At 37.2% G+C, this 12,479-nt stretch carries 14 protein-coding genes; 10 read left to right on the forward strand and 4 right to left on the reverse strand.

The genetic code is table 11. From position 1 onward, the window contains the following. Positions 1 to 12: 12 nt before the first annotated feature. Complete coding sequence (gene ftsY, locus B4D49_RS05635) at positions 13 to 1,314, forward strand: signal recognition particle-docking protein FtsY (RefSeq protein WP_286783486.1); 1,302 nt, start codon at positions 13 to 15, stop codon at positions 1,312 to 1,314. Between the two features lie 212 nt (positions 1,315 to 1,526). On the opposite strand, the gene B4D49_RS05640 is transcribed toward ftsY, so the two are convergent. Genes B4D49_RS05640 through B4D49_RS05650 form a run of 3 tightly spaced genes read right to left on the reverse strand, consistent with a single transcriptional unit; the run spans position 1,527 to position 3,381 of the window. Next, positions 1,527 to 2,339 carry a TIGR03943 family putative permease subunit gene (locus B4D49_RS05640; RefSeq protein ID WP_286783487.1) on the reverse strand — a complete coding sequence of 271 codons (813 nt, stop codon included), beginning with the start codon at positions 2,337 to 2,339 and terminating at the stop codon, positions 1,527 to 1,529. Beyond that, entirely contained in the window at positions 2,336 to 3,241 is a 906-nt protein-coding gene (locus B4D49_RS05645) for a permease (RefSeq protein ID WP_286783488.1), read from the reverse strand. Before B4D49_RS05645 ends, B4D49_RS05640 begins: the two co-directional genes overlap by 4 nt. A 5-nt stretch (positions 3,242 to 3,246) precedes the next feature. Further along, a complete protein-coding gene (locus B4D49_RS05650) occupies positions 3,247 to 3,381 on the reverse strand; it encodes an SPJ_0845 family protein (RefSeq protein ID WP_199542678.1) in 135 nt (44 codons plus the stop codon). A gap of 186 nt (positions 3,382 to 3,567) precedes the next feature. Between B4D49_RS05650 and B4D49_RS05655 the strand changes: the two genes are divergently transcribed. The 7 genes from B4D49_RS05655 (at position 3,568) to B4D49_RS05685 (ending at position 9,450) form a co-directional block, all read left to right on the forward strand. Then, positions 3,568 to 5,700, forward strand: a complete 2,133-nt coding sequence (locus B4D49_RS05655) for a Tex family protein (protein ID WP_286783489.1) — start codon at positions 3,568 to 3,570, stop codon at positions 5,698 to 5,700. Further along, the gene (locus tag B4D49_RS05660) at positions 5,687 to 6,133 is read left to right on the forward strand and encodes a SprT family protein (RefSeq protein ID WP_286783490.1); all 447 of its coding nucleotides are present in this window, start codon (positions 5,687 to 5,689) and stop codon (positions 6,131 to 6,133) included. Before B4D49_RS05655 ends, B4D49_RS05660 begins: the two co-directional genes overlap by 14 nt. A gap of 94 nt (positions 6,134 to 6,227) precedes the next feature. After that, positions 6,228 to 6,506: a PspC domain-containing protein gene (locus B4D49_RS05665; protein WP_074481443.1), complete on the forward strand. Its 279-nt coding sequence runs from the start codon at positions 6,228 to 6,230 to the stop codon at positions 6,504 to 6,506. Between the two features lie 317 nt (positions 6,507 to 6,823). Next, a complete protein-coding gene (gene hprK / locus B4D49_RS05670; protein WP_132869972.1) occupies positions 6,824 to 7,753 on the forward strand; it encodes an HPr(Ser) kinase/phosphatase in 930 nt (309 codons plus the stop codon). Further along, entirely contained in the window at positions 7,753 to 8,535 is a 783-nt protein-coding gene (gene lgt, locus B4D49_RS05675) for a prolipoprotein diacylglyceryl transferase (RefSeq protein ID WP_286783491.1), read from the forward strand. The genes hprK and lgt overlap by 1 nt, the downstream gene beginning before the upstream one ends. A 23-nt stretch (positions 8,536 to 8,558) precedes the next feature. Then, on the forward strand, positions 8,559 to 8,978 hold the full coding sequence (locus tag B4D49_RS05680) for a DUF948 domain-containing protein (RefSeq protein ID WP_286783492.1): 420 nt from the start codon (positions 8,559 to 8,561) through the stop codon (positions 8,976 to 8,978). Beyond that, entirely contained in the window at positions 8,971 to 9,450 is a 480-nt protein-coding gene (locus B4D49_RS05685; protein WP_286783493.1) for a YtxH domain-containing protein, read from the forward strand. The genes B4D49_RS05680 and B4D49_RS05685 overlap by 8 nt, the downstream gene beginning before the upstream one ends. 87 nt (positions 9,451 to 9,537) lie before the next feature. On the opposite strand, the gene B4D49_RS05690 is transcribed toward B4D49_RS05685, so the two are convergent. Beyond that, positions 9,538 to 9,822, reverse strand: coding sequence for a DUF3270 domain-containing protein (locus tag B4D49_RS05690; protein ID WP_199542663.1), 285 nt, complete (start codon positions 9,820 to 9,822; stop codon positions 9,538 to 9,540). 270 nt (positions 9,823 to 10,092) lie between these two features. On the opposite strand from B4D49_RS05690, the gene B4D49_RS05695 reads away from it, so the two are divergent. Together B4D49_RS05695 and B4D49_RS05700 are read left to right on the forward strand one after the other, a co-directional pair. Next, positions 10,093 to 11,019, forward strand: a complete 927-nt coding sequence (locus B4D49_RS05695) for a peptidase U32 family protein (protein ID WP_199542660.1) — start codon at positions 10,093 to 10,095, stop codon at positions 11,017 to 11,019. Positions 11,020 to 11,155: 136 nt separating this feature from the next. Further along, entirely contained in the window at positions 11,156 to 12,445 is a 1,290-nt protein-coding gene (locus B4D49_RS05700) for a peptidase U32 family protein (RefSeq protein WP_286783494.1), read from the forward strand. The last annotated feature ends 34 nt before the right edge of the window (positions 12,446 to 12,479 follow it).

Consider the following 12,479-nt stretch of genomic DNA (forward strand, 5'->3'; position numbering starts at 1 on the left):
TGGTAATATAATATGGGATTATTTGATCGTTTATTTGGAAAGAAAAAGGATACAAAAGAGCTTGTTGAAGAGCAAGAAACAGCTCAAAACCTTGAAGAAACTGTAGCTGATGAGAAAAACGAAGTAGCAGAAGAAACTGAGGCTGAAACACAAGTTACAGATACAGTAGAAACTGTGGAAGACTCTGAACAAGTTTTTGCAGATGCTGCTAGTCAATCTGAAGAAGTCAAAGAGGAATCAAGCGCAGATTTTTCTAGCGTTATGGCTGATTACTATGCTAAAAAGGAAGCTGTAAAAGAAGCAATTGATCGTGGTGAAACAGTTGAGTTTGAAGCTGTCGATACTCGTCAAGATGAACCAAAAGAAGAAGCTACTTCACAAGCGGTTGAAACAGAGGAAGAAAAATACAATCGCAGCCTTAAGAAAACTCGTACTGGTTTTAGTGCTCGTTTGAATGCTTTCTTGGCTAATTTTCGTCGTGTGGATGAAGATTTCTTTGAAGAGCTTGAAGAAATGCTTATCCTTTCTGATGTCGGTGTTAACGTAGCGACACAATTAACAGAAGACCTTCGTTATGAAGCCAAATTAGAAAATGCTAAGAAAGCGGATGATTTAAAACGTGTCATCATTGAAAAATTGGTTGAAATTTATGAAAAAGATGGCGTTTTTAATGAAAAAATCAATTTTCAAGATGATTTGACAGTGATGCTCTTTGTCGGTGTTAATGGTGTTGGTAAGACAACCTCAATCGGTAAACTTGCTTACAAATACAAAAATGAAGGTAAAAAAGTCATGCTTGTTGCTGCTGATACCTTCCGTGCAGGTGCGGTGGCTCAGCTTGCCGAATGGGGACGCCGTGTGGGTGTTCCAGTCGTGACTGGTCCTGAAAAAGCTGATCCAGCTTCTGTTGTTTTTGATGGAATGGAAAAAGCCGTTGCTGAAAATGTTGATGTTTTGCTGATTGATACTGCTGGTCGTTTGCAAAACAAAGATAATTTGATGGCAGAACTAGAAAAGATTGGTCGTATCATTAAGCGCGTGGTACCAGATGCTCCGCATGAAACACTTCTTGCTTTAGATGCTTCAACAGGTCAAAATGCACTTAGCCAGGCTAAAGAATTCTCTAAAATTACACCATTGACAGGTCTTATCTTAACTAAAATTGATGGAACTGCTAAAGGTGGTGTCGTTCTAGCTATCCGTCAAGAACTTGATATCCCAGTTAAATTCATTGGTTTTGGTGAAAAAATCGATGATATTGGTGAATTTGATTCTGAAGACTTTATCCGTGGTCTCCTAGAAGGGATTATTTAAAGACATGCTTAATTTTGTTAAAGCACATTTATCGACAATCCTTTTAACTTCGTCGACATTGGTTTTAACTCTGATTTATCTAGCAGAAAGTAAGTGGACTATCATGTTAATTTGGGGAGCTTTTACCTTGATTAACATTGCTAGATTAGTTTTTGCTTATAAAAAGCATTCATAAAAAAACACCTTCCAAATTGGAAGGTGTTTTGAATTCTCTAAAAGACACGGTAAACGTATGGGTTATCAGGTGCATCAGTTTCTTTTAGTTTTGAAATGTATAAAACAGGTAAGGTTTGCTCCAAGGTTTTATCGTATTCAAGGCTAATAGTTCCTGTCGCGGTAATCCAAGTATTATTCGGATAATTTGAGGTATTACCTGTTGTTAAAAGTCCATAAACGCCAGAGTCAGCGATGCAGTGGATGATTCCGAAACGGAAGAGAAATTGATAACCCTCATGTCCTGGTTCATTGTAGACAAATCCAGTATAGGTGATATTTCGTCCAGCAAATTCATCTGGGAAGAGATAGATGAGCTCCATGATTTCCATGTAGTTGTCTGTGGTAATGTTCACATCTCCGGAACCTTGATATTTCTTCATTTCCTTTCTCATCTCTTTATCGTAAGCTGAAGAAGTGAAATAAAGGCTAGTATCGGGTTTTAAATATTGAACACGTGTTCCATCTTCACTGACTGTTCCTGCAGAACCTGCAGCTAGCGGGAAATGATATCCTTTAGCTGAAACCGTTGTTGAATCAAGACTTACTGTAGGTACTAAAAGTCCGATAAAAACAGGAATAACTAGAATCATTGGGCTGGTAATCTTAGCAAATTTTCCATGTAAATGGCTGTGCATTTTCATATCTTTTACCCAGACAATCAGTTGGACAATTGCTAAAAGAAATGACAGAACCATAGAAATATAAGCAAGATAAGCATAATGGGTATTGATGTACTGGTTCAATTTTCCTGAGATTTGTAAATACATGGTCAGTTCAAAATAACCAGCTAGAATTAGAAATCGAATCATCCAATCACCCCCACAAGCATACAATAAATCACAATCATGATAACAGAAACACTGATGAATTCTACAATAAAGCGAACTTTAAATGATTTTAGCATCATCATGAGATTTTTGATATCAACCATTGGACCAATCAAAAGAAAGGCAAGAACCGGTGCAGTCCCAAACGTAGAAAGAAGTGAAGCGCCGATAAAGGCATCTGCTTCACTACAAAGTGACAGGATGAAAGCTAGAAGCATCATAATGAGAATAGCTGTTAAAGAGTTACCACCGATTTTGGTTAAGATATGTGTCGGTAGATAGATTTGCATAGCGGATGCTATCAGAGATCCAAAGACTAAATAACGTCCAGTGTCGAATAACTCATCAATAGCATGTCCAAGAGCAAGAAGAATTTTTCTATGCCACGGCTCTCCTGAGTAATTGTGAAAATGGCAAGGGGCTGCATTTTCTTTTAAAATATTATCGTCAACGACAAATCCAAGCATAATACCAAGTGTCATGGCAACGATGATGGCACCAAGTAGCCTTAATCCAAGAAAGCGCCAGCTATTTCCAAAGGCAGAATAGGTCGCAAATAGCACAATAGGATTGATAATAGGTGCAGTCGCTAGGAAAGGTATTGCAGTATAGCTTGGAACTTTCTTTTCCAGGAAACGTGTGATAATAGGGACAATCCCACATTCACAAGATGGAAAAACAAAGCCGACAAAGGTTCCAAAAACAATTCGTAGGAATTTATTTTTAGGAAGGAAACGTTGAACTAAATCTGGTGTTACGTAGACTTCAATGAAACCAGAAAGAATGTTTCCCAGTAAAACAAAAGGAAGTGCCTCAATGATAATGGAAATAAAAATTGCAAACCATTGTAAGACACTAGCCGGTAATTGATTAAAAATGTCCATAAAACTTAATGAGTCGCTTTCTTCGCTTCTTTATCCTTGCTTTCCTTTTCTTTTTCAGGGTCGCTAGAGACTTTTGGAAAACTTGCAAAACTTGCAAACATTGACTCTAAATCGTCCTGACGTTTATGAGTGATAGCCATTATTGGGCACCTCTTTTCTAAATATAGTCACCAGTTATTATACTATCATTTAAAAAAATCATCAAAAGCTAAGCGGATATTTATAAGAATGAATTTGATAAAATTCGGTAAAACTTAAGTTAAATATCATCAATAAATCAGTAAAAAACACAGATTTAACCGTTTTTTTGTTATAATAGATAAGCTATGAAAAATGAAAATATACAAAAAATTGCTCAAGACTTATCTATTAAAGAGAACCAAATTACCAAAGTTCTCGAGTTAACAAGCGAAGGAAATACTATTCCTTTTATTGCTCGTTATCGTAAAGAAATGACTGGTAATCTGGATGAAGTTCAAATCAAAGCTATTATTGATTTGGACAAAAGTATGACAGCTTTAGCTGATCGAAAAGCAACTGTTCTTGCAAAAATTGAAGAACAAGGCAAACTAACAGCTGAACTAAAAAAAGCTATTGAATCAGCTGAAAAATTAGCTGATGTTGAAGAACTCTATCTTCCCTACAAAGAAAAACGTCGCACTAAAGCAACCATTGCTAGAGAAGCAGGGCTATTCCCATTAGCGCGATTAATTTTGCAAAGCAAAGCTTCTTTAGAAACAGAAGCCCAAGACTTTATAACAGAAGGATTTGAGACAGCTGATAAAGCTATTGCCGGCGCTTGTGAAATTCTCATTGAATCATTCTCAGAAGATAATCGCCTTCGTTCATGGGTTTACAATGAAATCTGGTCATATAGCTCAATCGTCTCAAGCCTTAAAGACGAATCAGCTGATGATAATAAAACTTTCCAAATTTATTATGATTTCTCAGAGAAAGTTTGTAAAATTCAAGGCTACCGAATTTTAGCTCTTAATCGTGGTGAAAAATTGGGAGTTCTGAAAGTTGGTTTTGAACACAACATCGATAAAATGGTGCGTTTTATGGAATCTCGTTTCAAAAATAAAAATGCCTATATCGAAGATGTCATCGCGAAAACCATTAAGAAAAAAATTGTTCCAGCTATGGAACGTCGTATTCATAGTGAATTAACAGAAAGTGCTGAAGATGGCGCTATCGCACTTTTCTCAGAAAATCTTCGTAACCTTCTTTTGGTTTCGCCTCTAAAAGGTAAAATGGTCTTGGGATTTGACCCAGCCTTTCGTACAGGTGCCAAGCTAGCAGTTGTTGACCAGACAGGAAAATTGATGACAACTCAAGTGATTTATCCTGTTCCGCCAGCTAGCCAAGCTAAAATTGAACAATCTAAAAAAGATTTGGCTGAATTAATCCGTAACTATGGCGTTGAAATTATTGCTATTGGAAATGGAACAGCTAGCCGTGAAAGCGAAGCTTTTGTGGCAGAAGTCCTAAAAGACTTTTCAGACGTTTCTTACGTTATTGTCAATGAAAGCGGAGCTTCTGTTTATTCAGCTTCTGAGTTAGCGCGTCATGAGTTCCCAGATTTGACTGTTGAAAAACGTTCAGCTATTTCAATTGCACGTCGTTTGCAAGACCCACTTGCGGAATTGGTTAAAATCAATCCAAAATCAATTGGGGTTGGTCAATACCAACACGATGTTAGCCAGAAAAAATTGGCAGAAAATCTTGATTTCGTCGTTGATACCGTGGTTAACCAAGTTGGGGTTAACATCAATACAGCAAGCCCAGCACTTCTATCGCACGTTTCAGGGCTTAATAAGACAATCTCAGAAAATATTGTTAAATATCGTGATGAAAATGGCCGTATCACTTCACGTGAAGAAATTAAGAAAGTTCCTCGCTTGGGAGCTAAAGCTTTTGAACAAGCCGCTGGTTTCTTACGCATTCCAGGAGCTGAAAATATCCTTGATAATACGAGTGTTCACCCAGAGTCTTATAAGGCTGTTGAACGCTTGCTGAAAGAATTAGCGATTACTGACTTAGATGATTCGGCTAAAGCAAAATTACAGGCTGTTTCTATTGAAGAAATGGCTGAAACTATTAATATCGGACAAGAAACGTTGAAAGATATTATTGCCGATCTTCTAAAACCCGGTCGTGACTTACGTGATGATTTTGAAGCGCCAGTTCTTCGTCAAGATGTGCTTGATATTTCAGACCTTGAAATTGGTCAAAAACTTGAAGGAACTGTCCGAAATGTCGTCGACTTTGGAGCTTTTGTTGATATTGGGCTTCACGATGATGGCTTGATTCACATTTCACAAATGAGTAAATCTTTTGTTAAACACCCTAGCCAAGTTGTTTCAGTTGGGGATGTGGTGACAGTTTGGGTTTCAAAAATTGATAAAGAGCGTGAAAAAATTAATCTTTCATTGGTAGATTTACGTGAACTTAACTGATTACGTCAAAAGAGTATCACTAGAAGATTTTGGCAAAGAATTCCGTCATATAGCTGTTTGGAATAGCCGTTTACGGACAACTGGCGGTCGATTTTTTCCTTCTGATGGTCATCTTGATTTTAATCCCAAGATATTTGAGACATTTGGAAATGATATTTTCCGAAAAATTGTTCGGCATGAACTTTGTCACTATCATCTATACTTTGAAGGAAAAGGTTACAAGCATACTGATGCGGATTTCAAGCAGTTACTGCAAAAAGTAGATGGTCTTCGCTATGCTCCATCAATGACAAGAAATGAGCATTTTTATTATTATAAATGTCAAAAATGTGGACAAAATTATCACAGAAAACGTCGCGTTAATACCCAAAAATACCGCTGTGGCCGTTGTCACGGAAAATTAATCAAAGTAGAAGTGACAAGTTTTTTTTGAAAAAAATCCTGCTTCTAAAAATCAGTCGTAAGGCTGATTTTATTTTAGAAGGGATTAGGTATAATAGTTATAGTAAAAGAAGGAAGGGATAATGGTGAAATCAGCTCTTTATAAACAGCGAAAAAATAAACTGGTTTGTGGTGTTTGTGCCGGAATTGCTGATAAGTTTGGCTGGGATTTACCGTTAACACGTGTCCTGGCAGCATTGTTAATGTACTTTTATGGTTTTGGCATTGTGCTTTACATCCTCTTAGCAATTTTTCTTCCTTACAAAGAAGATATTACACGTGATCAATATGGTACTGGTCCGCGTAGAAGAAAGGATGCTGAAGTTGTCGATGATGACGATGACAATGACGGCTGGTTCTGGTAATCACTGACAGATTGAGTTTTTAATGTTGCAGTCAAAAAGACTAGATAAGTATAACAGGAACTTATTGCAGTCTTAAGAAACAAGAAAAGGTTTGGAAATTTCTAAGCCTTTTTTATTATTTCGTGAACGTAGTGGCTAATAATTAATCTTTGAAAACCCTGCGTGAGCGCTTACTTTTTAGCATGATTATGATATAATAATGAAAAAAGAGGAAAAGGATTGAACAGAATTGTTAAATCATTGAAAATGGACTAGTTCCCTATTTTTGATGTTTTCAATTCATTTACATTTTTTGTAAAAAGTTCATGGTATGAGACATGTCAGTTACTGTAAAAATGTTAGTAGACAAGGTAAAACTTGATGTTATCTACGGTGATGATGACTTATTATCAAAAGAGATTACAACGTCAGATATTTCACGTCCAGGTCTTGAAATGACTGGCTATTTTGATTATTATTCACCAGAGCGTTTGCAACTTTTGGGAATGAAAGAGTGGTCTTATCTCACAAAAATGACCTCACATAATCGTCGTCATGTTTTGAGAGAAATGATAAAGCCAGAAACACCAGCCCTTATTGTGGCACGTAATTTGGCCATTCCAGAAGAAATGATTACTGCTGCTAAGGAAAAAGGCATTGCTATTTTACAAAGTCATGTGCCAACTAGTCGCTTATCTGGTGAAATGTCATGGTATCTAGATTCTTGTTTGGCAGAACGTACTAGTGTTCATGGGGTTCTAATGGATATATATGGCATGGGGGTTTTGATCCAAGGTGATTCTGGTATTGGTAAAAGTGAAACTGGTCTTGAGTTAGTTAAACGTGGTCACCGTCTTGTGGCTGATGATCGTGTGGATGTTTTTGCTAAAGATGAAGAAACACTTTGGGGTGAACCTGCTGAGATTCTACGTCATTTGCTAGAAATCCGTGGTGTTGGGATTATTGATGTGATGAGTCTTTACGGTGCGAGTGCTGTTAAGGATTCTTCACAAGTTCAATTGGCTATCTATCTTGAAAACTTTGAATCAGGAAAAGTCTTTGACCGTCTTGGAAATGGTAATGAAGAACTTGAATTGTCAGGTGTTAAAATCCCACGCCTTCGCATCCCAGTTCAAACTGGTCGAAACATGTCTGTTGTTATCGAAGCAGCTGCTATGAACTATCGTGCTAAACAAATGGGATTTGATGCTACTAAGACATTTGAAGAACGTTTGACACAATTAATTACCAAGAATGAGGAAAATTAATGATTAATCCGATTGCGATTCAAATTGGTCCGTTTGCTATTCGTTGGTACGCTCTTTTCATTGTGTCAGGTATGCTTCTTGCTGTTTACTTGGCCATGAAAGAAGCCCCTCGTCGAAAAATTATTCCTGATGATATCTTAGATTTTATCTTGGTGGCTTTTCCTTTAGCTATTATCGGAGCTAGATTGTATTATGTTATCTTTGATTGGCAGTATTACGCTAGCCAACCTTGGACAGAGATTTTTGCGATATGGCATGGTGGTTTAGCCATTTATGGTGGATTGATTACTGGAGCGATTGTTCTATTTATCTTTTCTTACTACCATGCGATTAACCCGCTTGACTTTTTGGATATTGCTGCTCCTGGGGTTATGATTGCGCAAGCTATTGGTCGTTGGGGAAACTTTGTCAATCAAGAAGCTTACGGTAAAGCTGTTAAAAGCCTCAATTACTTACCAGATTTTATTAAGAATCAGATGTACATTGATGGTAGTTATCGGGTTCCGACTTTCTTATATGAGTCGCTATGGAACTTACTTGGTTTTATCATTATTATGAGCGTAAGACATCGTCCACACTTCTTAAAACGAGGTGAAGTGACATTCTTTTATTTGATTTGGTATGGTTTTGGACGTTTTGTGATTGAGGGGATGCGAACTGACAGTTTGATGTTCCTTGGCATGCGCGTGTCACAATGGTTGTCAGCGATATTAATCTTGGTTGGTTTAGTGATGATTGTATGGAGAAGAAAGCAAAAAGACATTCCATACTATCAAGAATAGGTGTTTTGTAGATAGGAGATAAGATGTTAGAAGTAGCTCTATTAATTTTAGCCATTGCTTTTGCAGTTTTGGTTGGCGTTTTTGTACCAATTGGTGTTAAACTATATAAAACAGTTGATGTTGTTAATGAGACTATTGAGGAATCAAAACAAACGATTAAAGTGTTGACTAGTGATGTTAATGTATCACTTCACCAAGCTAATGAAATCTTAGCTAAAGCTAATGTTTTAGTAGAAGATGTTAACGGTAAGGTTTCAACAATTGATCCTTTGTTTGTGGCGGTCGCTGATCTTTCAGAGACAGTCTCTGACTTGAATGCTCAAGCTCGACACTTATCTCAAAAAGCTTCTCAAGCGACATCAAATGTTGGTAAAGCTAGTGCAGCTTTTGCTGTTGGTAAAGTTGCCTCAAAAATTTTAAAAAAGGAGAAAAAGCATGAGTAAATTATTGAAAAATGTGATTATCGGTCTTGCCTCAGGCGCTGCTGCTGCCTATTTCCTATCTACCGAAAAAGGTAAAGAATTACAGAAAAAAGCAACCAAAGCATATCAAGCTTATAAAGAAAATCCTTCTGAATACCATCAAAAAGCAAAAGATAAGGCAACAGAATATACTGACTTGGCAGTCGATACATTCAATGACTACAAACAAAAATTTGAATCAGGTGAATTAACAACTGATGAATTTCTTGAAGTAGTCAAAGAAAAAGGACAAGCTGCTGCTGATTACGCATCTGAAAAAGTATCAGAATTCACTTCAAAAGTGTCTGATGCTGTTGATGAAGCAGAAGATGTGAAAGAAGATACAGAAGCTGAAGTTGCTGATATTATCATTGACTACACAGCAAAAGATGAAACACCATCTAATGAAACAAAAACTGAATCTGAAAAATCAGAAGAAGATACTAAAGAATAATAGAAAAGGCTGAGCATTTTGTCTCAGCCTTTTTTATTGTCATGATGACAATAATTAAAAAACTCCCAGTAATGGGAGTTTTGTTTATCAATGTCTTAGTGACCAAATAATACTTGAAATAGCTGAAGTAATTGCTAGGCTAATGAGAGAGGCAAATAGGAAAGCCCAGATTGGAGCTAGATTCAAGACTAGTAAAAAGAAAGATACCACAACTGTAGAAACACTAAATAAAGCGATACGGGCAAAGAACATGAGTTCCTTGAGCTTAGCGCTTCTGTGATTAATTTCCTGAAATTCGTAAAATTTAGGGGTATCGTTTTCTTGAAGATGTTGCTCTTCAAGGTCTTTATGTTGCTTTAACGGTGTTGACATAATCCCTCTCCTCTAATTCAACTGATATGATACCACAAATTAATGAATTTGTCACCTTTTTTTAAAAAAGACCTTGACTCTTGCCTAAAAATATGTTTAAAATAGTTGTTCCTCTTTTTTGTTTCAAAATGAGGATTTCTTTTTGAGCCTCTCCTCTCATAAAGTTTTGCTCATTCTGAAGCTTACTTAAAATACTTTAGAAAGCTATAACAATAGGATTCTGAGGAGATCTGTGACGAATTGTTATAGGAGTGGTATAATTAAAACGTTATGGAAAAAATAATTATTACTGCGACAGCTGAGTCTATTGAGCAAGTTAAAGAGCTCTTAGAAGCAGGTGTTGACCGCATTTATGTGGGTGAAAAAAATTATGGTTTGCGTTTACCGCACAATTTCACTTACGATGAACTTCGTGAAATTGCGACATTGGTTCATGATGCTGGTAAAGAATTGAGTGTTGCTTGCAATGCTTTGTTGCACCAAGACATGATTAATGCCGTTCGACCATACCTTGATTTCTTGAAAGAAATCAAAGCAGATTATGTTGTGGCTTGTGATGCTGGTCTTTTCCACATCAACAAACATGAAGGCTACAACTTCAAGATGATTTACGATGCATCAGTTTTCGTGACATCAAGTCGTCAAGTGAATTTCTGGGGTGATCACGGTGCCAGTGAAACAGTTTTAGCTCGCGAAATTCCATCAGAAGAATTATTCAAAATGTCAGAAAACCTTCGTTACCCAGCTGAAGTGCTTGTTTACGGAGCAACTGTTATTCATCATTCAAAACGTCCGTTGTTGCAAAATTATTATAATTTTACACACATCGATGATGAAAAAACACGTGAACGTGGTCTTTTCCTTGCTGAACCAAGTGATAAAGACACTCACTACTCTATTTATGAAGACAAACACGGGACACACATCTTTGATACCGATGACCTTGATATGATGCCAAAATTAACAGAATTGGTAGAGCATAACTACACTCATTGGAAATTAGAAGGGCTTTATTGTCCTGGTCATGATTTTGTTGAAATCGCAAAAATCTTTGTGAAAACAAAAGAATTGATGGAAGCTGGAGAATTTACATCAGATCAAGCCTTCTTGTTTGATGAAGAAATCCGTAAATTACATCCAAAAGGTCGTACGCTTGGAACTGGATTCTACGAATTTGATCCAGAAGAAGTGAAATAAGTTCACGCAAATCGCTGCTTTATCATGATTGAGTTACTATTTCAGGGCATGATAAGCAAAAAAAACAAAGTTAAATGGATAAAGCTTAGCTTTTATCAAAAATCATTTTTACTATCTTGAAAATAGGAAGATTATAATGTCAAAAAATACGTTTAAACGTCCAGAGGTTTTAGCGCCTGCTGGAACTCTTGAAAAATTAAAAGTCGCTGTTGATTATGGAGCAGATGCAGTCTTTGTAGGTGGTCAACAATACGGTCTTCGTAGCCGTGCTGGTAACTTCTCTATGGAAGAATTGCAAGAAGGGATTAATTATGCCCATGCTCGTGGTGCTCGCGTGCACGTCGCAGCCAACATGGTTACTCACGAAGGAAACGAAGTCGGTGCAGGAGAGTGGTTCCGTCAACTTCGTGACATGGGCTTAGATGCTGTTATCGTATCAGACCCAGCCATGATTACTATTTGTTTAACTGAAGCACCAGGTTTAGAAGTCCATGTGTCTACACAAGCTTCTACAACTAACTATGAAGCTTTTGCTTTCTGGGAAGAAATTGGTGTGACACGTGTTGTTTTGGCGCGTGAAGTCGGTGTTGCTGAAATCGCAGAAATCCGCAAACACACATCACTTGAAATTGAAGCTTTCGTTCATGGAGCTATGTGTATCGGTTACTCAGGACGTTGTGTCCTTTCTAACCATATGAGTCACCGTGATGCCAACCGTGGTGGTTGTTCACAATCTTGTCGTTGGAAATATGACCTTTACGATATGCCATTTGGTCAAGAACGCAAGAGCCTTGAAGGTGAAATTCCAGAACCATTTTCAATGTCATCAGTTGACATGTGTATGATTGAACACTTGCCAGATTTGATTGATAATGGTGTTGATAGCTTCAAGATTGAAGGTCGTATGAAATCAATTCACTATGTTTCAACAGTGACAAACTGCTACCGCGCAGCTGTTGATGCTTACCTAGAAAGTCCAGCAAAATTTGAAGCAATCAAAGGTGAATTGCTTGATGAGCTTTGGAAAGTTGCCCAACGTGAATTGGCAACTGGTTTCTACTACCAAACACCAACAGAAAACGAGCAACTCTTTGGCGCTCGTCGTAAAATACCACAATATAAATTTGTTGGAGAAGTTGTTGCCTTTGATGAAAACACAATGACAGCAACCATCCGTCAACGTAACGTTATCCTCGAAGGAGATAAGGTCGAATTTTATGGTCCAGGTCTTCGTCACTTTGAAACAACGATTAAAGACTTGCACGATGCTGATGGCAATAAAATTGACCGCGCTCCAAACCCAATGGAATTGTTAACAATCACTGTCCCACAAGCTGTTCTGCCTGGAGATATGATTCGTGCTTGCAAAGAAGGTCTAGTTAACCTTTATAAAAATGATGGCTCAAGCAAAACAGTTCGAGCATAATTAATGCAGTAATAATAAAAAATGAACGACTTAA

The organism is Streptococcus sp. UBA4344 (genome assembly GCF_002393675.1).
Taxonomy (GTDB): Bacteria; Bacillota; Bacilli; order Lactobacillales; family Streptococcaceae; genus Streptococcus; species Streptococcus vicugnae.